The organism is Micromonospora sp. CA-248089 (genome assembly GCF_050948515.1).
Lineage (GTDB): Bacteria > Actinomycetota > Actinomycetes > Mycobacteriales > Micromonosporaceae > Micromonospora.
In genome coordinates this window covers 6,131,692-6,150,236 of record NZ_CP192016.1, presented here as the reverse complement: position 1 = coordinate 6,150,236, position 18,545 = coordinate 6,131,692, and the positions used below count along the sequence as shown (strand labels likewise).

The window sequence follows — 18,545 nt, the reverse complement described above, 5'->3', positions numbered from 1 at the left end:
TTCCTTACATGACCCCGACCACCACCGACGGCCGCGTCCTCCCGCCCGGGAGACGCGGCCGTCGTCAGTCCGGCAGCATGGCCAGCAGCAGCCCGGCGGCGGTGAGTACCGCCGGGACCAGGCAGACCAGCGCGCCGAAGCGGGGCGTCCGGTCCACCCGATCGGTCGGACGCGGGCGGAAGACGCGCCCCACCGCGAGCCAGCCCAGCATGAACGCCACGGCCGGCAGCGGCAGCCCCACGAGCAGGGCCAGTACCGTGACCGGCCCCGGACCGGCGACCGCGTACAGCACGAGCTGGAGCAGCGGCACCACGAGCGCCAGCGGCCCGTACACGAGCAGGTTGCGCGGACGGGCCGGCCACCGGGCCAGCCGCGGCAGGCCGCGCGCGCTCAACGTGTCGTCCGCCGCGTCCGCCCAGTCCCCGGCCGCGCGCAGCGCCGCCAGCACCGCCGACGGCCCACCCGCCATCGACCGGGCCGCCTCGGTCACCTCCGGCGGTGTCGGGACCAGCGACATCGCCGGTACGCCCAGCTCACGCAGCCGGGACTGCTGCGGCGCCAGCCGTTCCCGTACCGCTGTCAGTTCCTCGCGGGCCGCGGCCACCGACCGCGCCTGCTCCCCGGCGGCGGTCGCCGCCGCCCGGCGTACGCCGTCGAGCGCCCGCGCTGCCGCGACGTACTCCGCCCAGGCCGACTCGGCGGGGTCCGCCACAGTGGTCGGGCCACCCGAGCGGGGTCCCGGTACGGACGTGCCGGTCTCGCTCATGCGCCCCCCTCCCCGGTGCGGCCCGCCGCCTGCGGGTCCGGCTCGATCGACGCGCTCGCCGTGACCGCGGTGCCGAACGGTACGAAGACGGTGCCCTGCTCGTCCGGGCCGTCCCACAGCATCGCGCGACCCGGCCGGGGCCGCCACCAGACCGGACGGTCGAACAGCTGCTCCAACCGGCCGCCCGGCACGTCGGTGACCGCCACGGCGGTGAGCTTGTCCACCTCGCCCTCCGGGCCGAGCAGCCCGGCGAGCGGCGCCGGTGTCCGCCACCAGCCGAGCAGGTGCCGGCCGGCCGGCGGGCCCTCCAGCAGCAGCGTCCGCAGCAGGTCGGGCGGCAGCTCGCCGGCGTCCGGCACGTCCAGCCCGAACACCACCAGGTAACCCGGCTCGTCCGACTCCATGGCGGCCCGCAGGCCGGCCGCGTCGACGGTCTCCACCCGGTGGCGCCCGGACAACTCGGCGGCGAGTACCCCGGCCGGCTCGGCCGACCCGTTCGCCAGGGGCGCCAGCACGAACCGGGCCGCGCCCGGTTGCGCCGCCGCCGCGCTGCGCACCGCCGTGACCAGCAGGCGCTCGGCCTCCTCGTCCCGGCCCAGGACTGCCAGGTTCCGTCCCGCGCCCGGCCCCAGCGGCACCGTCACCGTGGACCGCCGTACGTCCACCGCCCGGCCCAGCAACGCGGCGGGCGCGTGGGCCCGGCCGGCCAGGGCGGCCCGGTGCCGCGGATCGTTCGTGAGCAGCGGGCGGGCGTACCCGGCGAAGACCACCGGCGGCGTCACCGACTCGCCCCGCGCCTCCCAGAGCCGTCGCCGCAGGCCGGCCAGGACCTCGGGATCCTCGTACGGGTCGGGGAAGCGGATCATCCGCTCGTGTCCCCGGGTCGCGCCGCGCGGGCCGCCCAGGCCACCCGCCGTGTTCACCACCGCGCTGCCCACCGGCAGGCCGGCCGCCGAGTCGTTCGCCGGTTCCAGCACCGCCGAGCCGCCGGGCAGCGCCACCCGCACCGGGAACTGGCCGAGCAGCGGGTCACGCGGACCGCCCATGCCCAGGTCACCCTCGCCGGCCAGCACCAGGTGGATCCCGTACGACCGGCCGGCGCGGGCGAGCGCGTCCAGCCGGGCCAGCAGGTCGGCGGCGAGCCGGTCCCGCTCGCGCAGAGCCAGCGGGAAGTTGTCGACCACGCAGACGATCCGGGGCAGCGGCTGGTGCTGGCGCAGCTCGGCGTAACGCTGCCCACCGGCCCGCCGGGACGCCTCCTCGCGGCGGCGCAGCTCCGCCTCCAGCTCACCGAACAGGTCGGCCACGTACTCCCGGTCGGCAGCCATCCCGGCGGCGCGTACCTGCGGCACCCAGGACCGGTCCCGTTCGGTCTGGAGGAACTCCACGAAGGACTCGCCGTCGGCCAGGTCGGCCAGGTAGAGCACCAGGTCGTCCGGGCCGTACCGGGCGGCGAGCCCGAACAACGCGTCGGTCAGGAACGCCGACCGGCCCGCCTGGCCCCGGCCGCTGACCAGCCAGTGCGGCGTCAGCTCGGTGAAGCCGAGGCTGACCGGGCGCCCCGCGGCGTCACCCACTGTGGTGCTCAGGCCGTCGGCCGAGCCGGCCGTCCAGAAACCGTCCGCCGGCAGCAGGTCACGCAGGGAGAGGCGGGAGCCGTCCTCGATCTGCCGGGCCAACCGCGCGCACACCGCCGCGACCAGGTCGGCGGGCGGATCCTCGTCGAGGAACACCGGCGAGTTCAACCCGCCCGGCGGCTCCGCGCCGGGACTGCTGAAGCCGGCCCCGGGCGGGTCGCCGACCAGCGCGTACGCGGTGCGAACAGTGACCGCTGTGGCATGCGGCAACGGGATGCCGTCCGGCCAGCCGGCGAGCACCAGATGCAGCCCGGCGCGGGGCCCGCCCTCGGCCAGTCCGGCGAGCCGGTCCAGGTCGGCGGTGGTCGTACCGTCCGGCAGCGCGGCGACCACGAGCAGCAGCGTCCGGTCGTGCCCACGCTGGCGGGCCGTTCCGGCGGCCACCCACTGCTCCGCCTCGGCCAGCACCGCCCGCATCCCGGCGAGGTCGGTGGCGGGCGGGGGCAGCAGGCCGGCGTCGGCGAGCGGTGCGTATTCGGCGAGCGTCGTATCGGAACCGCCGTCGACGGCGCGGGCCAGCAGCGCGCCCGCCGGAGTCGCGGCGAACACCCGCAGCAGCAGCGCGCGGAGAAGCCCGGCCACCCGGGCGTCCGAGGCGTCGGCGTCGAGGCACAGGTGACCGCTGCCGAGCAACGGCACCAGCGCGGGGAAGCGGGCGTCGTCTAGCGGCGACGCGGTGCCGACCCGGACCAGCGGCGGCAGACCGTCACCCGGTGGAGTCGTCGCGGTCAGCGCGTCCAGTGGCGCGCCGGCCCAGCCGGGCGCCGCCAGCTCCGCCGCCGCCCGCAGGCGCTCGGCCAGCTCGTACTGCCGATGGTGGTCGGCCGGCGCGGGCCGGATCTCGTCGAGGATGCCCGCCGCCGCCGTCGCGGCGGCCTCGGCCCGGCGGTGCAGCGCGGCGGCCCGACCGGCGCGCGCCTTCGGAGTCGCCACCGCGTCCACCTCTCTTTCCGAGGCCGACATGTCCTCCCCGAGGAGTGACCGTAACCCAGGCGGCGGCTGTCCACCGGGATGTCGGTCGGCGCGGTGAGCTGGTCGGCGGTGAGCAGCCTCACCCCGCCGCCGGGCGGCGTCCGCCCGGCGGTTCGCCACGATCCGCCGCTTCCAGGCATTGGGTACGCGAGACGCAGCCGATAGCCTCAGGAGGTGGAATCAGTGCAGCCCCCCGCCGGTTCCCAGGTGTCCCGAGTACCGGCGCAGCGAACCCCGCCGGAGCAGTTGGCGCCCCCCGCCCCCGCTCCCGCCCCGGTACGCCCCAAGCGCCCGGTGCGCACTGTGCTCGCTGTCGTCGCGGGGGTGGTGGCGCTGCTGTGCACTGTCGGCGGAGTGGTCGGGTTCGTGCTGTACGACCGCGCAACCGCCCCCGACCGGAGCGCCCCCGACGTCGTGGTGGCCAACTACATTCGGGCCTACCTTATCGACCGGAACGATACGAAGGCCCAGGAATTCACTTGTAACGACAGCGACGGGCTCAGTGGCATGCGTGATCTCAGGACCGAGCTAGAGCAGCGCGAGGCCAACTTCGGCGTGTCGATCAAAGTGAGCTGGGGCCCGTTGGTTCAGGCCGAAAATGGGTCGGGCGAATCGATCACCACAACACTCGCCATCGCCAGCTCAAAGGATGGCCAGTCGGTGAGTAGCCGTCGGGAGACTTGGCGGTTCGACTTGGTGGATAACAAGGACGGATGGCGCGTCTGCGGGGCAAGCAAGGTCGGCTGAGACCTACTCGAGCCAGAGCAGGTGCACCGGCACCTCCAACGTGGTCGGTGCCTGGCCGCGCCAGGCCCACCGGTACCACTCCAGCTCCGGGGCCACCCGCACGCAGATGTCGCCGTCCGCGCCGGAGTAGGTCTCGGTGACGGCACGCAGGTCGCGCCGTTCCACGCCGTTGTCCACGTGCACCACGCGCCGCCCGGTCACCGCGTCGGCCTCGAAGACCGGGGTGGGCGGCCGGCGTTCCGGCACGTCCAGCGAGACCAGCCGGAGACCCGGGGCGCTCCCTTCCGTTGCCGGACGCCGCTCGCCGATGGTCTCCACCCAGACCCGTTCCACGGGCACCAGCGGGGCGAAGACCTCGACCTGCTCGGCCTCGGCCCGGTACCACTCGTGTTCCGGGATCACCGGCACGTAGGTGCGGCTGCCCTGCACCACCCGCTCGTCGGCCCGCAGGTCGCCGCGCCAGCCGAGGCCGGGCAGACCGACGAGCACGCGCCGGCCGCGCAGGTCGATCCCGCCCGTGGCGGGCACGGTCTCCACCGGCCGGGGCGGCAGCGGCGCCCAATCCGGCCGGTCCGCGAAGGGGTCGGGGAGGGGACTGCTCATCCGCCCGGCCTTACCCGGTCTCGCCGAGGGGCGCGCCCCGCTTGCGCATGAACGGCACCGGGTTCTCCGCGCCGTTGCTGGACCGGTCGCCGTTGCGGTGCACCTCGAAGTGCAGGTGCGGCCCGGACGAGTTGCCGCTGCTGCCGGAGAGCCCGATGACCTCGCCCGCCGCGACCGTTTGGCCCGGCACCACGCGGGGTCGTTCGACCATGTGGCAGTAGCGGGTGATGAACCCGCCGGCGTGCAGGATGTCCACGAACCACCCGCAGCCACCCTTGTCCGGCCAGCCGTCCCGGTCGCAGTCGCGCCGACCGGAGCGGTCGGGGTCGCAGCGGGCCACCAGCACCCGGCCCGCCGAGGCGGCGTGGATCGGGGTGCCCTTGTCGGCGGCCAGGTCCACGCCGTGGTGGCTGGGACGGGCGGTGGTGCGGAAGCCGGAGACCACGCCGCCGGGCAGCGGCGCGGTCCAGCCGGAGGCGGCGATCCGGTCTCCGGCGGCGGCGTCGCACACCGCCTTGCCGGCGATCTCCACGGTCCGGGCGGCGCCGCCGGCGAGCGCGTCGACGATGCGCCCGGCCAGCTCCTCGTGCTTGGCGTAGGCGTCGGGGTAGGCGCTGACCTGGACCTTCTGGGCGACCACCGTGAGCGGACGCTGCTGCCAGTTCGGCACCTTCTCCATCTTCTGGTAGAACTTGCGGGCCGCGTACGAGGGCGTCATCCGCTGCTCGACGCTGCCCCATCCGGGCCGCTGCTGGAACAGACCGAGCGAGTCGTGGTCGGCGCCCACGCCCTCGTGGGGGAGCGCGAGCGACGCCGGGACGGTGCTGTTGGCGAGGTTGCGCAGCGCTGATTCCTGCATCGCGGTGGCCAGCGCGATCACCCAGCCGCGAGCGGGGAGCTTCATGTCCTGGCCGACCTTGATGATGACCGCGGCGTTGCGCAGCTGGCGCTCGCCGTACTCGGCGAAGCGCGGCATGTCGCCGGTCAGGTTCACCTGGTAGGCCGGGTCGCAGTTCAGGGCCGCGAGCTTCGGGTCGTCCTCGTCGCCGCCCAGTTCGGTGAGGAGGAAGGCACCGGCGCCGCCGACACAGCAGAGCAGGGCGAGCACGCTCGTGACGGCGGTGGCGACCACGCCCAGGCGCAGCTTCCGGCGCACCTGCCCGGCGACGCCCGGGCCGGCGGTCACGACCGCTCCCAGTCGATCGCGTCCACCAGCCAGGGCCCGTCCGGCGCGACGAGCTCGAGCCGGAGCGTGCCGTTGTCCAGCGGGACCAGCGCCTCCACGAAGGACTCGGTACGGGGCCGGAGCGTCGGAGCGCCGGTGGTCCTCCGGGCGGGCACGGTCTCCGGGTCGGCCCCGGTCATCTTCTCGGCCAGCGCCGGGGTGGAGAGCGGTCGCAGGCGGGCCTGCCAGGCGTCGCCGCTGCTGCCCGGGCCGCTCAGCCACGCGGCGGTGAACCGTCCGGCGACCTGCTCCGGCGTGTCCTCGCCCGGCCGGGTCTTCGGCGCGACGGCGGTCGGCGGACTGGCCAGCACGCCGTCGTCGCCGGCCTCCGGGTCCGCGGTGCTGATCGGCTGGGTGGGTCGGCTGGTCAGGCCGAGGCCGGGATCGCCGGGTCCGGCGACGAGGCGGGCCGCGCCGATCACCCCGAAGACCAGCAGGGCGATCATCAGGGCGACGCCGATCCGGGACCGGAGGACCCGGGTGAAGAGGAATTCCAGCGCGCGTCGCACCGGACTCACCGAGCCTCGGAGCGGATGCGCGGCGCCGGCCGGGCCGGGGCGGCACCACGGCCCGCCGAGTCCGGCCGGTAGACGGCGTAGGAGGGCGACTCCTCCGGCACGTCCGGCTCGGTCCAGGTCGACGGCGCGCGCCGGGGCCGGGGCGTGGCGGCGGGACTCCCACCCGGCCGCTCGGGTGTGGGCACCTCCGCCGGCCGTTCCCGCCCGTCCGGCCGCTCCCGGTCGGCGGGTGTGGCGCTGTGCGCCGGGTCCTCGTGCCGAGCCTCCGGCCGGAGCCTGCGCTGGTCGGCCGTGACGGCGCGGCGCTTGCCGATCGCCGGTTCGTTGGTGCCGCCGGGCTCGGCCACGTCCAGCCGGGCGGCGATCCGCATGTCCCGGAAGAACCGGCGGTGCCAGGAGCCGGCCGAGCTGACCGCCTCGCTGCTGTCCTTCCCGCCGAGCTGGGTGATCCGGCGGTACGGCCGCAGCAGCAACCAGCCGACCACCCCGCAGAGCCAGACCAGGACCACCTGGAGCCAGCCGGGCAGCGTGGCGGTGTTCATGATCAGGTCGACGGCGAAGAGGTAGATGGCCGCGCCGGTGCCGAAGATGGCGATGTTGAAGACCGCGGCGACCACCGCGTTCGCCAGCCGCCGGAGGCCGGCGCTGGCCGGGCGCATCAGGCCGACGGTGCCGAGGATCGGTGCGGCGATCACCGCCCACCGGAAGATCAGGAAGCCGAGCAGCACCAGCAGTGACGCGGTGAGGTCGAACATGGCGAACAGCACCGAGGCCAGCACCGCGATGAACCCGGCGCCGATCCGATCCATGTCCCGGGTGCCCTGGAGATACTCGTACGCCTCCGGGTCCTCGGTCTTGATCTGTTCGGCGACCTTGGCCCACTGCTGCTGCTTGGCCTTGATGACGACGTCGCGAGTGGCCGGGTTGGACCGGATCGACGCCGCCTCGTCCCAGGTCAGCGACTTCGCGTCGTAGAGCGCTTGGCCGTACTTCTTCGCGGTCTCGCTGTCCGCCGAGCCGAGCACACCGCGCAGCCAGTTCCGGTAGAGCATCGTCTCGGTCGCCGTGTCACTGGCGCGGACGGCGGGGGGACGGTGATCCTTGCACGCCTGTGGGTTCGGGTCGTCGCACTGGCCGGGCGGCGTGTCCTTGGTAGACGGACCGACCGCGTCGTGTACCACGCCCAGCGTGGTGATCAGCGTGTTGTCGGCGATGTTCGCGGACTTCACCGGCCAGGCGGCCAGCGCGGTCACCGCCACCATCACCAGCAGCGCCCAGCCCGCCGTGGTCATCGCGTTGCTCATGTCCGACTGGCGGGACCGCCAGAGCAGGTAGAGCCCGACCACGCAGACGGTGATGATGCCGAAGACGCTGAACACCTTCTGGTAGACGGCCTTCGTGGCCTGCTCCACCAGCGGGTCGGCCCAGCTCCACATCGTCCGCGGATCCCAGGCGCGCTCGCGCAACGCGTTCGAGGCGCCGATCACCGCGTTGGCGAACATGAATTCGCCGTTGGCGACCATGGTGGTGAACCGGTAGTCCGGATGCAGCACCGAGGAGGCGCAGCCGCCGTCGACGTCGTACGTGTTGTAGCTGTATCCGGCGTACCCGTAGTCGCTGTAGAGGCCCTTCGGGCCGGGCTCCTTCGCGGAATCGGGCCGGGACGCGAACCAGCCGGCCAGGCCCGAGTCCGGCGCGGCGGGCACCGGGGCGTTGCGGCACTCGACCTGGTCCTCGCTCACCTCCTTGAGCTTGCCGACGCAGGACCGGAAGTCGGCCTGCCACTCCTTGGTGGTGCACAGCTCGGCGCGCGCCTGGGTGACCGGCGCGGCGGCGTACGCGGGTGTGGCCGCCCCGATCACCGGCCAGGAGATCGTGGCCCCGGCGAGTACGCCGAGCGCGAGGAGGAGCGCCGCGATCCGTACCCTCGCCATGTCAGGCCTCCAGGTCAGCCAGGACGGTCGGCAGTATCCCGGCGGCCTGGGCGACCGCGGCGGGGGTGGTGTCCAGGTGCTCCAGCAGCCCGTCGACGTACGACACGTCGACCCGGACCTTCTGCACGCGCCCGTCGACGTCGCGCATGACGAACTCGCGGAAGCCGAGCCGGTTGGCCGATCCGCTGTCCGCCTGGGAGAGCGAGGCGAGTGTCGCCTCGTAACCGTCGTCGACAGGCACCCGCAGCAGGCGCAGCGCCTCGGAGGCGATCTCGCTGTCCTCGGCGATCCGGCCGACGAAGACGGTGGAGACGAGGTTCTGCACGTCGAGGCCGAGGATGTCCTTCGGGTTCTGCGAGGCGACGAGCGCGGCGAGGTTCCACTTGCGGGAGTCGCGGGCGAGCCGGACCAGGAACGAGCGCCCGGACCGCCAGCCCTCCATGAAGTGCGCCTCGTCGAGGCCGACGAGTTTCCGGGAGGACATCGACCCGCCGTAGCAGCGGCGTACGGCGAGCCGGTGCGCGGTGTGCAGCATCGGCAGCGCGAGCGCCTCCTCGGCCGACCAGTACTCCCGCTCGATCTTGAGGTCGGGGAGCCGCAGACCGGCCATGGTGATGACGGTGAGCGCGGCGTCGGCGCCGAGCAGCCCTTCCGGCGGCCGGCCGAAGAAGAGCATGGCCAGCGGCATCTCGGCGGTGTCGAGCAGCAGGTGGGCCAGTTCGCGCCCGGCGTCGTCGTCGAGCCCCTGGAGGCAGGTCACCACGTCGTCGAGCGTGGAGGTCTCCTCGGCGGGCACCTGGCGTACGGCGTGCCGGAACAGCGTGGCGGTGGACGCCTCCCGGGCCACCTGCGGCGGCACCAGCATCATGCAGATGTCCTGCACCAGCATCCGGCGCTCGGCGCGGGCGTTCGACACGGCGATCTCGAACTCGCGGTCACCGGCCGCCCCGGCGCCGAACTCGGTGCGCAGCGGCGTCGGGATCAGCGCGTACGGCGCCAGCGTGCCCTGTTCCGAGCCGGTCAGGTTGAGCACCCGGGAGTACGGGGCCAGCTCGGGCATGGCGCAGAGCCGGGCCAGCGGGCCGGACGGGTCGAGCAGTGTCACCTGCACGCCGCGCCGCGCGGCCAGGTAGCCGAGCGCGCCGAGCAGCGTCGACTTGCCACCGCCGGGCTCGGCGACGAAGACGGCGAGGCCGGAGCGCTCGCGTACCTCCATCGGGAAGTGCAGGTCGAGGAAGACCGGCCGGCGGCAGGTGCCGGCGGTCCGCCCGATCAGGTCGCCGCGCCGGTCACCGACTGTGGACGCGGCCTGGGGCAGCGCGGCGGCGAGCAGGTTGACGGGCATGCGCCGGACGTAGCCGGTGTTGGCGATGGGCTCGCCGGGGATGAACTCGCGGGCCAGCCAGTCCTGGTTCTTCGGGTGCTGGAGCGAGATCCGCAGCTCGCGGGAGTAGAGCTGGATGAGCCGCCGGGCCCGTTCCAGGCACTCCTCCCGGGTGCGGCCGCCGACCGCGATCCGGTGCCAGCCGTGTGCCCGGGCCGAGTCGACGGGCAGGCCGGTGGTCATCTCGTCGCCGATCACCAGCGCGCGCTTGGCCAGTCGTTCCAGCTCCGGCGGCGCGTCGATGCCGTGCTCGGCGTAGTCGAGCTGCTGCGAGCGGATCATCCGGAGCCGGTGTTCGAGGTTCCGGAACGAGTCGTTGGGGCCGAGGATGTCGACCCGGGTGGACAGCTCCATCGGCCACGGCAGCCGCTCGTGGAAGTGCAGCCAGGGCTCGTGCCGCTCGGGGATCTCCAGCGGCTCCATCCGGCCGACCGCGAGCACGGCGACGTGGCGTTCCTCGCCGGTCATCCGGTTGACCAGCTTCACGGTCGAGCCGTACGGCGTGCGGTAGCGCTCGACCTGCTCGGTGAGGGCCAGCAGGTCGCCGCGTTCCCACCGGCCGTTCGTGATCGGGGACAGGACGCCGGGCGGCGCCATGCACAGCGCCACCGAGCGGTAGAGCAGCCATTCCAGTTCGGGCGCGGTGACCCGCCGCCCGCGCATGCCGAACGCGCCGAGGACCTCGTCGAACTGCTCGACGGTACGGCTCAGCCGGCGCCGCTCGCCGTCGGCGGTGCCCCGGCCGAACGTACGCAGCAGGCGCTCGGTGAGCGAGTCGCCGAGCGACCGGCGGGCGAAGGTGACACCGAGGTACGTCTGGCCCTCGGCGTGGTTGACCGCCATCAGGTGCCGCTGGGCGGCGACCAGGTGATCGGCCCAGCCGGTGGTGCCCGGCACGTCGGGCAGCGGGGCGGCGGTGTGCGCGTCGATGGTGCGGGCCCACTCGTCGGCCGGGAAGGGCCGGGTGGTGCGGCGCAGGTGCAGCCGGAACCCGGCCAGTCCGGCGTACTGCTCGGAGATCGCCGAGAGCAGCGCCTCGCGTTCGGCGTCGGGCCGGAACGCCCACCGCACCTCGGGCAGCCAGTACCAGGCGGTGACCGTGTTCGGGGTGAAGGTGAGGTGGCCGGCGATCTCGGTGATGGCCAGCTCGACCGACGGGTCCCGGTCACCGAACTTGATCTTCGGGGCGCGGACCCGGACCGGCTTGGTCGGCCGGTTGCGGCGCTCCGGCGTGCGCTGCCGGGGCGGCGCCACCTCGCGCTGGGTGGCGCGGCCGACATCACGGGACGGTGCCGCGCCGGACGCGATCGGCTCCGCGGGAGTGACATCCGGTTCCCGGTGGTCGGCGGGAGCGGGTACGGGTGCGGGGATCGGTGGGGGCGGCGGAAGCACCGGCTCGGGCTCGGCCGGGGGACGGACCGCGGGCAGCCGGTCGCCGGCCTGCTGCGGCACCCGGCTCCGGGAGGGCGGCGGCGGGGCGAGCGCGGCCGGCGGGTCGGGCAGGGCCGGCTCGACCGGCAGCGGTGCGGGCTCGGGCCGGGGACGGCCGACCGCGCGTACCCCAGGGGCCTGCTCGCGGACCGGTGGGTCCGGTTGGGGCCGGGGTGCCGACTCGATCGGCACGGCGGGCTGGTGCGGGATCGGCAGGGGCTCGCGGCCGACGCCGCGGCGCGGCGGCGCCACCACCGGCTCGACCGGCGGGGGCGGCGTGGCGGCGGGTCGCCGCCGGGGCTGCGCGCCGCCGAACAGGTCGAGGAAGGGCGAGTCGATGTCGCCGTCGGGGCGTACCGGCTCGCGCGGGGTGATCGGTCGCGGCGGCTGGAAGACGCCGACGCGGCTGTGCCCGGGGCTGGTCACTAGCGCGCTGTCGAGGACGACCTCGTCCAGATCCTCGTCCGGTGGGTAGTCGAACGATCGCGCACGGTTACCGTTGGGCCCGGCCGGGCGCCCGGCCGGGGAACCCGGCGTGGAAGAGCGACTCATGCGACCGCCTCACCCGCGTCGTTCGTCTGCACGGTTGTCGTACGCCCGGTCATGCCAGTTCCTCCCGGATCCTGATCCGGCTCGCGACGAGCCGCGGGTCCCGCTGCTCGGTGGCCGGTTCCCGGGTGCGTCGCCAGTCGGTCAGCGCGGTCCGGATGACCATGCGCGCGGGCCGGTCCGGGTCGACGTACCGGAAGATGAACGAGGTCGTCACGATCGCCAGCGAGATCTCCCAGGCGGGGAACAGTTCGACCTGGAGCGTGAACAACCAGTGGATGAACATGTAGAGGGGTACGAGCAGCATGAACAGGCCGTACTGGGCGTACGGCAGGTGGACGGGAAGGGTGTACCCGGGCGGCCCCAGATAGACGAGGCGTGCCCGGTAGATGTCGTCGTCGGTGCGCAGCCGCATCGTCGCCCAACGCCCTACTCGAAGATCAGGTTGATCAGGTAGTCGCCGACGAAGAAGAGTGTGGCCGCACCGGCGATGAAGGCCAGGCCGATGATGGCGATGGCCGAGCTGGTCAGCACCTTCGAGATCTCACCACGGCTGGCACGGCCGATGAAGATCACGCCGAGGACCGCGAGCAGGATCGGCGCGATCTTGCTGGCGAAGAAGGTGACGACGTTGTCGGTGTCGATGCCCTTCGGGGCCGGCTCGGCGAGTGGAGTCGACGCCAGGGTGTGGAGCGCGTGGTCGACGGCACTGGACGCCGTAGCCATGAGCTCGATGGCGATCACTGGAAACCTCCCCAAGGTCGCGGCCGGCGGCGCCGCGTTGGTGCAAGTAGGCAAGCCTGGCGGGATGGTGCTCGTCAGAGACAGCGCCGTCAACGCTGAGTCCGTCACCCACCACGCAGAGTGGTGAGTTTTGGGGGGATTCTTCCCGCTTCGGCCCTCCCTCCAGGCTTCGCCATCTCGATGCTGGGCAATTCCAAAGCGTACGGCCCGGCCACCTTTGCGACAAGCCGCGAAGAGTGGACCTCCGATGACCCGGATGACCGATCGTACACCTGTTCCAATGCGCACGTCAGGGGTGCCGCGTCACGCGCTCGCCCGGCGGCCGGAAGCCCTGCCGGCGAACGGTACTGTCGGGTCCGTGACCGATCTGGTACGGGCGGAGACCCCGGTGGTGATGGGCGTCCTCAACGTCACGCCCGACTCCTTCTCCGACGGCGGCAGATACGCCGATCTGGACGCGGCCGTCGCACACGGGGTGCGACTGCGCGGAGAGGGTGCGGACCTGATCGACGTGGGTGGCGAGTCCACCCGGCCCGGCGCCGACCGGGTCGACGCGGAGACGGAGACCGCCCGCGTGCTGCCGGTGGTCCGCGAGCTGAGCGCCGCCGGCATCCCGGTCAGCATCGACACCAGCCGGGCCCGGGTCGCCGAGGCCGTGCTCGCCGCCGGGGCGTACGTGGTCAACGACGTCTCCGGCGGCCTCGCCGACCCGGACATGGCCCGGGTGGTCCGCGACGCCGGCTGCCCCTGGGTGCTCATGCACTGGCGGGGGCACTCCCGTGGGATGCGCGAGCTGGCCACGTACACCGACGTGGTGACCGAGGTCCGGGACGAGCTGAGCCGGCGCGTCGACGTCGCGCTCGCCGCCGGGGTGGCCGCCGACCGGATCATCGTGGACCCGGGCCTGGGCTTCGCGAAGACCGCCGCGCACAACTGGGCGCTCAGCGCCCGCCTGACCGAGCTGGTCGACCTGGGCTTCCCGGTGCTGTTCGGGGCCAGCCGCAAGTCCTACCTGGGCCGGCTGCTCGCCGACCCGGCCGGCGAACCCCGGCCCACCGCCGGGCGGGAGGCCGCCACCGTCGCGACGAGCGTCCTCGCCGTCGCGGCCGGCGCCTGGGGGGTACGCGTGCACGACGTCCGTGCCACCGCCGACGCGCTCGCCGTCTGGCGCGCCACCGGCAGCCCTCGGCTCGCCGGCTCGACCGGCGCACGGCGTGCGACAGCGCCGCCCACGGAAGCGGCCACCGGCGGCGCACGGCCGGCGGAAGCGACCACCGGCACGAGCGGAGACGACAGATGACCGACCGGATCGAACTGACCGGCCTGCGCGCGCACGGCCGCCACGGCGTCTACGACTTCGAGCGCGCCCAGGGACAGGAGTTCGTGGTCGACGCGGTGCTCGAACTCGACCTCGGCCCGGCCGCGCGCTCGGACGAGGTGACCGACACCGTGCACTACGGCGAACTGGCCGAACGTCTGGTCGCGGTGATCACCGGCGAGCCGGTGAACCTGATCGAGACGCTCGCCGACCGGCTGCTCGCGGTCTGCCTGGCCGAGCCGCTGGTGGCCGCCGCCACGGTGACTGTGCACAAGCCGGAGGCCCCGATCCCGCACGCCTTCCGGGACGTGGCGGTCACGATGCGGCGTACCCGATGACCCGGGCCGTGCTGTCGATCGGCAGCAACCTGGGCGACCGCCTCGGCCACCTGCGTGCCGCGGTCGCCGCCCTCGGCGACCGGGTGCTGCTGGTCTCCGGCGTCTACGAGACTCCACCGTGGGGGGACGCCGACCAGCCCGCGTACCTGAACGCGGTGGTGATGGTCGCGGACCCGGCGGCGGCGCCGGAGGACTGGCTGGCCCACGCCCGGGCCGCGGAGGCGGCGGCCGGGCGCGCCCGCGACCCCGAGCGGCGGTACGGGCCGCGCACGCTGGACGTGGACGTGATCGCCGTCTGGGACGACGCCGGCGAGCCGGTGCTGCGCGACGATCCCGAGCTGACCGTGCCGCACCCCCGGGCCCACCTGCGCGCCTTCGTGCTGCGCCCGTGGATCGACATCGAGCCGCACGGCCGGCTGCCCGGGCACGGCTGGCTGACCGACCTGCTCAACGCCGAGCCGCTGGCGGGGGACGCCCTGGAACTGAGCCCGCGACCCGATCTGACGCTAGAGTCGGAGACATGACCCGCTGGAGCGCGGCCGCGCAGTCGCGAGCTGAGGACCCGCGGTGAGCACCGCCCGCTCCCCGCAGGAGCCCGACCGCTTCCGGATGGGTCCGACCCGGGCCTCCACGCTGGTGGTGGCCGGCCTGGCCGCCGCCGCGGTGGCCTGGCTGCTGATCAGCGGCTTCTACTACGACTTCGCGCCCGACCTGCCCTGGCTGCCGGTGATCACGCTGGCCGGGCTCGCCGTGCTGGAGGGCTACGCGGCGGTGAACACCCGGGGCCGGATCGAGCGGCGGCCCGGCCGGGAGCCGGTCAATCCGCTGCTCGTCGCCCGGTTCGTGGTGCTGGCCAAGGCGTCCGCGCTGGCCGGGGCCATCTTCGCGGGTTTCTACGCCGGCCTGACCGGCTGGCTGTTCGTGGAGCGCACGAACGCGGCGGAGGGCGACCGGCCCGCCGCGCTCGGCGGCCTCGTCGCCGCGCTGGCGCTGGTCGCGGCCGCGCTCTGGCTGGAACGCTCCTGCCGGGTCCCGGAGCAGGAGGACGACGAGGACCGCGAGCCGGGCGACCGGGAGACGCCCCGCGGGCGTCTCTGAGGGTTCCCCCCACCCCGGCCCGGCGGTACCGTCCCTGGCGACCGGAGAGCGACGGCTGCCACGGTCCGCCCGCCCGTGGGCCGGACGCGGCCACCTGGGGAGGCGCGAGCCAATGGCGTACGACGATGCGGGCCGGACAGCGCCGCCGGAGACGTCCTCCGGAGTGCCCGCTGCCGTCCTGGAGAACGTCTTCGACGACCCGGCGCACGGCGAACCCGGCCGGGACCGGATCGCGGTGCACGTGGTCTGGGAGTTCGTGCTGCTGGCCGGTCTGGTCGCGATGGCCTGGCTGCTCTGGCGGGAGGACGCGGACGCGCTGCGCGGCGGTGCCCTGAAGACGCTGCTCGTCGACGTGGCGGCGCTCGGCCTGCTCACCCTCGCCGCCGGCCTGAGCCTGCGGGCCGGCGCGGTGAACCTGGCGATCGGCCCGGTGGCGCTGGCCGCCGCGCTGCACTTCGCCGAGCAGGGCGACCGGGGCATGCGGGAGGCGCTGCTGCCGGCGCTGGCGCTGGCGGCGGCGGCCGGGCTGGCGCTCGCCCTGGCCGTGGTGGTGCTGCACGTGCCCGGATGGGCGGCGAGCCTGGCCGGCGCCGCCGGGGTGATCGTCTACCTGGAGCGCCGGAGCGTGCCGGTGGCGGTCCAGAGCGACTACGACCCCCGCCGCAACGCGCTGTACTTCTTCGTCGGCTTCGCCGCGGTCGCCGTCCTCGGTGGTCTGTTCGCCGCGATGAAACCGGTACGCCGGCTGATCGGCCGGTTCCGCCCGGTCGCCGACCCGGCCCGGCGGCGCGGCGCGGTGGCCGCCACGGTGACCGCGTTGGCGCTCGTCGGGTCGACGGTGCTGGCGATGCTCGGCGGCGTGCTGATCGCGGCGAACGGGGACGGTGAGGTCACGCCCGGCACCGGGCTGGACTGGACCGTGCTGGCGGTCGGCACGGTGATGCTCGCCGGCACCAGCGCGTACGGGCGGCGCGGCGGCATCTTCGGCACCCTGTTCGCGGTCTGCCTGGTGGTGGTGTTCCTGGCCTGGACCGTCCCGCAGGGCTGGTCGGTCGGCCGGTGGGCGCTGGGCGGCGCGGTGCTCGGCGCCGGGCTGCTCGTCACCCGGCTGGTGGAGACGTTCGGCCGCCCCCGCCCGGCGCCCCCGGCGGCCGTGGCACCGGGCCCGGTCCGCCCGCTCCGCGACGGCGTGACGAGCGGCGGCTGGGGGATGACCCCGGCGCCCGAACCGGCCGACGCCTGGCCGTCGGTGCTGCCGGTACGCCAGCACGACACCCCGGTGGAGGCGTGGGAGGCGCCGCGCTGGGACAGCGAGCCCCGGCGCTGGGACTCCGACGACCGCTGACCCCGCCGATGGCCGTGCGTCCGGCGCGCCCGGGCTGATCTCTCCGGTTAGGCTCGGCGGCATGACCGATACTCCTGCCCCCGGCGGCCGCACCTTCGACGAGCTCGACAAGCTCTCCACCGAGGAGCTGCGCGAGCAGGCGTTCAACCTGGCGCGCGAGCGCCGCGACGTGGGCTTCTTCTGGTCGGTCCTGCGGCACCTGCCCAACGCCGACGAGGCCGCCGCGCTGGACGGCGCGCCGAACTCGATCGGCCCGACCATCGACGAGGCGAACGCGCTCTGGCGTGAGCTGACCGGGCACGGCTACGACGAGTCCGCGCCACTGCTGCGCGCCGCCTTCATCGACTACCTGATGAAGCACTGAGGTCGATGACCGCCCGTCGGCCGACGGCGGCCGACCGGTTGCGCAGGTTTGCCCGGCGGGACCGGCCGGGAACTGACCGCCGCATGGCTCTGAGCAACCGCCCCCGCACCGTCTCCCGGTACGGCTCGGCCGCCGGCACCGGCACGCTCGCCGCGTTCCTGCTCGTCGCCGTCGGCGGCAGTCCGATGTACGTGGACTGGGCGCAGCGCGGCACCGACCCGACCGGCGCCGGTGGCTGGTTCCTGCGGCTGCTCGCCTGGCCGTCCTGGCGGTGGCAGGCCGACGAGGGCGTGTTCGCCACCAATCTGCGGGCGATTCTGCTGCTCGTGCTGGCGGCGGCGCTGCTGTACCTGCTGCCCGGGCCGCAGACCGACCGGGTGACGTCCTCGGGCAGCCAGTTCCTGTCCGGCTGGGGTGCGTACGCGCTCGCGGGCGGGCTCAGTGCCCTGCTCGCCACGCTCCTCGGCCCGCACGGCTCGCTGTTCGCCGCGTTCCAGGCCGCCAGCACCGGCGTGACGTACGGCTTCTTCGCGGGCTGGATCGTCGGGCTGGCCAGCCTCGGCGGACGGGCCTGAGCTCAGTCCACGGCGCCCAGCGTCAGCACCCGGCTCCGGGCGAGCAGCCCCACCGCGCGGCCCTCCTCGGTCACCACCGCGTGTTCGGCGCCGGAGGTGAGCAGCGCGCCGAGCGCGTCGTACGCCGAGTCGCCGAGCGCCACAGTGGGCAGGCCGGTGCCGCCGTCGGCCGGGAGCGGGTCGAGCACCGCGTGGGTCACCGGGGTGACGGCGAGCCGCCGGATGCCCCGGTCGGCGCCGACGAACTCCCGGACGAAGTCCGAGGCGGGCGCGCCGAGCAGCGCGGCGGGCGGATCGTACTGCTCCAGCCGGCCGCCCTCGGACAGCACCGCGATCCGGTCGCCCAGCCGGACCGCCTCGTCGAGGTCGTGGGTGACCAGCACGATCGTCTTGCGTACCTCGGCCTGCAGCCGCAGGAACTCCTCCTGCAGGCGGGTCCGGACGATCGGGTCCACCGCCGAGAACGGCTCGTCCATCAGCAGCACCACCGGGTCGGCGGCGAGCGCGCGGGCCACGCCGACCCGCTGCCGCTGCCCGCCGGACAGCTCGTGCGGGTACCGCCTGCCGAACTGCGCCGGGTCCAGACCGACGAGTTCCAGCAGCTCGCCGACCCGGTCCCGGGTCCGCTGCTTCGACCAGCCCAGCAGACCCGGCACCGTAGCCACGTTCGCGGCGACGGTCTGGTGCGGGAACAGGCCGACGTTCTGGATGACGTATCCGATGCGGCGGCGCAACGCCACCGGGTCGACCCGGGTGACGTCGTCGTCGCCGAGCAGGATCCGCCCGTCGGTCGGCTCGATCAGCCGGTTGATCATCCGCAGGACCGTCGACTTGCCGCAGCCCGACGGGCCGATCAGCACCACCAGCTCGCCGGCCGCGACCTCCAGGCTCAGCTCGCGTACCGCCTCGGTGCCGTCCGGGTAGCGCTTGCAGATGCGCTCCAGGGTGATCGACGCCGCGCCGCCTCCGGCGGTGCTCCCCGGGGTACCGTCCACGT

18 protein-coding genes are annotated in these 18,545 nt (G+C 74.4%); 8 read left to right on the top strand and 10 right to left on the bottom strand.

The window, feature by feature from the left end; translation table 11 throughout:
* Nucleotides 1–64: 64 nt before the first annotated feature.
* Nucleotides 65–766, bottom strand: coding sequence for a hypothetical protein (locus ACQP26_RS28855; RefSeq protein WP_281579564.1), 702 nt, complete (start codon nt 764–766; stop codon nt 65–67).
* On the bottom strand, nt 763–3,345 hold the full coding sequence (locus ACQP26_RS28850; RefSeq protein ID WP_433496220.1) for an FtsK/SpoIIIE domain-containing protein: 2,583 nt from the start codon (nt 3,343–3,345) through the stop codon (nt 763–765). The genes ACQP26_RS28855 and ACQP26_RS28850 overlap by 4 nt, the downstream gene beginning before the upstream one ends.
* Before the next feature lie 213 nt (nt 3,346–3,558).
* Between ACQP26_RS28850 and ACQP26_RS28845 the strand changes: the two genes are divergently transcribed.
* Nucleotides 3,559–4,122 (top strand): Rv0361 family membrane protein, encoded by a 564-nt coding sequence (locus tag ACQP26_RS28845; protein ID WP_433496219.1) that lies wholly within the window; start codon nt 3,559–3,561, stop codon nt 4,120–4,122.
* Nucleotides 4,123–4,125: 3 nt separating this feature from the next.
* Here the strand turns inward: ACQP26_RS28845 and ACQP26_RS28840 are convergent, their stop codons facing one another.
* The 7 genes from ACQP26_RS28840 to ACQP26_RS28810 are packed head-to-tail and all read right to left on the bottom strand — an operon-like array spanning nt 4,126 to nt 12,510.
* Nucleotides 4,126–4,725, bottom strand: a complete 600-nt coding sequence (locus ACQP26_RS28840) for a hypothetical protein (RefSeq protein ID WP_433494480.1) — start codon at nt 4,723–4,725, stop codon at nt 4,126–4,128.
* 10 nt (nt 4,726–4,735) lie between these two features.
* Nucleotides 4,736–5,911, bottom strand: a complete 1,176-nt coding sequence (locus tag ACQP26_RS28835) for a M23 family metallopeptidase (protein ID WP_433494479.1) — start codon at nt 5,909–5,911, stop codon at nt 4,736–4,738.
* Nucleotides 5,908–6,468, bottom strand: a complete 561-nt coding sequence (locus ACQP26_RS28830; protein ID WP_433494478.1) for a hypothetical protein — start codon at nt 6,466–6,468, stop codon at nt 5,908–5,910. The genes ACQP26_RS28835 and ACQP26_RS28830 overlap by 4 nt, the downstream gene beginning before the upstream one ends.
* Nucleotides 6,465–8,402 carry an MFS transporter gene (locus ACQP26_RS28825; RefSeq protein ID WP_433494477.1) on the bottom strand — a complete coding sequence of 646 codons (1,938 nt, stop codon included), beginning with the start codon at nt 8,400–8,402 and terminating at the stop codon, nt 6,465–6,467. Before ACQP26_RS28825 ends, ACQP26_RS28830 begins: the two co-directional genes overlap by 4 nt.
* A gap of 1 nt (nt 8,403) precedes the next feature.
* Nucleotides 8,404–11,769, bottom strand: coding sequence for an ATP-binding protein (locus ACQP26_RS28820; protein WP_433494476.1), 3,366 nt, complete (start codon nt 11,767–11,769; stop codon nt 8,404–8,406).
* Between the two features lie 49 nt (nt 11,770–11,818).
* Nucleotides 11,819–12,181 (bottom strand): hypothetical protein, encoded by a 363-nt coding sequence (locus ACQP26_RS28815; RefSeq protein WP_013288977.1) that lies wholly within the window; start codon nt 12,179–12,181, stop codon nt 11,819–11,821.
* Between the two features lie 14 nt (nt 12,182–12,195).
* Entirely contained in the window at nt 12,196–12,510 is a 315-nt protein-coding gene (locus tag ACQP26_RS28810) for a hypothetical protein (RefSeq protein WP_013288976.1), read from the bottom strand.
* A 358-nt stretch (nt 12,511–12,868) separates the two neighbouring features.
* Here ACQP26_RS28810 and folP point away from each other — a divergent pair, with 358 nt between their 5' ends.
* The 7 genes from folP to ACQP26_RS28775 all read left to right on the top strand — a co-directional run bounded on the left by folP (nt 12,869) and on the right by ACQP26_RS28775 (nt 17,548).
* The gene (gene folP, locus ACQP26_RS28805) at nt 12,869–13,810 is read left to right on the top strand and encodes a dihydropteroate synthase (protein ID WP_433494475.1); all 942 of its coding nucleotides are present in this window, start codon (nt 12,869–12,871) and stop codon (nt 13,808–13,810) included.
* The gene (gene folB / locus ACQP26_RS28800; protein ID WP_043327897.1) at nt 13,807–14,166 is read left to right on the top strand and encodes a dihydroneopterin aldolase; all 360 of its coding nucleotides are present in this window, start codon (nt 13,807–13,809) and stop codon (nt 14,164–14,166) included. Before folP ends, folB begins: the two co-directional genes overlap by 4 nt.
* Complete coding sequence (gene folK, locus ACQP26_RS28795) at nt 14,163–14,690, top strand: 2-amino-4-hydroxy-6-hydroxymethyldihydropteridine diphosphokinase (RefSeq protein ID WP_269703650.1); 528 nt, start codon at nt 14,163–14,165, stop codon at nt 14,688–14,690. The genes folB and folK overlap by 4 nt, the downstream gene beginning before the upstream one ends.
* 85 nt (nt 14,691–14,775) lie before the next feature.
* Nucleotides 14,776–15,264, top strand: a complete 489-nt coding sequence (locus ACQP26_RS28790) for a DUF3180 domain-containing protein (RefSeq protein ID WP_269706979.1) — start codon at nt 14,776–14,778, stop codon at nt 15,262–15,264.
* Nucleotides 15,265–15,376: 112 nt separating this feature from the next.
* On the top strand, nt 15,377–16,609 hold the full coding sequence (locus ACQP26_RS28785) for an ABC transporter permease (protein ID WP_269703651.1): 1,233 nt from the start codon (nt 15,377–15,379) through the stop codon (nt 16,607–16,609).
* 61 nt (nt 16,610–16,670) lie between these two features.
* Nucleotides 16,671–16,973 (top strand): hypothetical protein, encoded by a 303-nt coding sequence (locus ACQP26_RS28780; protein WP_269703652.1) that lies wholly within the window; start codon nt 16,671–16,673, stop codon nt 16,971–16,973.
* Nucleotides 16,974–17,056: 83 nt separating this feature from the next.
* Nucleotides 17,057–17,548, top strand: a complete 492-nt coding sequence (locus tag ACQP26_RS28775) for a hypothetical protein (protein ID WP_269703653.1) — start codon at nt 17,057–17,059, stop codon at nt 17,546–17,548.
* Nucleotides 17,549–17,550: 2 nt separating this feature from the next.
* On the opposite strand, the gene ACQP26_RS28770 is transcribed toward ACQP26_RS28775, so the two are convergent.
* A complete protein-coding gene (locus ACQP26_RS28770) occupies nt 17,551–18,543 on the bottom strand; it encodes an ABC transporter ATP-binding protein (RefSeq protein ID WP_433494474.1) in 993 nt (330 codons plus the stop codon).
* Nucleotides 18,544–18,545: the final 2 nt, after the last annotated feature.

What these genes read in the sequence shown, in the direction of transcription:
- ACQP26_RS28855 (WP_281579564.1), bottom strand. Translation starts at nt 766, where the DNA reads ATGAGCGAGACCGGCACGTCCGTACCGGGACCCCGCTCGGGTGGCCCG.
- ACQP26_RS28840 (WP_433494480.1), bottom strand. Translation starts at nt 4,725, where the DNA reads ATGAGCAGTCCCCTCCCCGACCCCTTCGCGGACCGGCCGGATTGGGCG.
- ACQP26_RS28825 (WP_433494477.1), bottom strand. Translation starts at nt 8,402, where the DNA reads ATGGCGAGGGTACGGATCGCGGCGCTCCTCCTCGCGCTCGGCGTACTC.
- ACQP26_RS28820 (WP_433494476.1), bottom strand. Translation starts at nt 11,769, where the DNA reads ATGAGTCGCTCTTCCACGCCGGGTTCCCCGGCCGGGCGCCCGGCCGGG.
- ACQP26_RS28815 (WP_013288977.1), bottom strand. Translation starts at nt 12,181, where the DNA reads ATGCGGCTGCGCACCGACGACGACATCTACCGGGCACGCCTCGTCTAT.
- folB (WP_043327897.1), top strand. Translation starts at nt 13,807, where the DNA reads ATGACCGACCGGATCGAACTGACCGGCCTGCGCGCGCACGGCCGCCAC.
- folK (WP_269703650.1), top strand. Translation starts at nt 14,163, where the DNA reads ATGACCCGGGCCGTGCTGTCGATCGGCAGCAACCTGGGCGACCGCCTC.
- ACQP26_RS28790 (WP_269706979.1), top strand. Translation starts at nt 14,776, where the DNA reads ATGGGTCCGACCCGGGCCTCCACGCTGGTGGTGGCCGGCCTGGCCGCC.
- ACQP26_RS28785 (WP_269703651.1), top strand. Translation starts at nt 15,377, where the DNA reads ATGGCGTACGACGATGCGGGCCGGACAGCGCCGCCGGAGACGTCCTCC.
- ACQP26_RS28780 (WP_269703652.1), top strand. Translation starts at nt 16,671, where the DNA reads ATGACCGATACTCCTGCCCCCGGCGGCCGCACCTTCGACGAGCTCGAC.
- ACQP26_RS28775 (WP_269703653.1), top strand. Translation starts at nt 17,057, where the DNA reads ATGGCTCTGAGCAACCGCCCCCGCACCGTCTCCCGGTACGGCTCGGCC.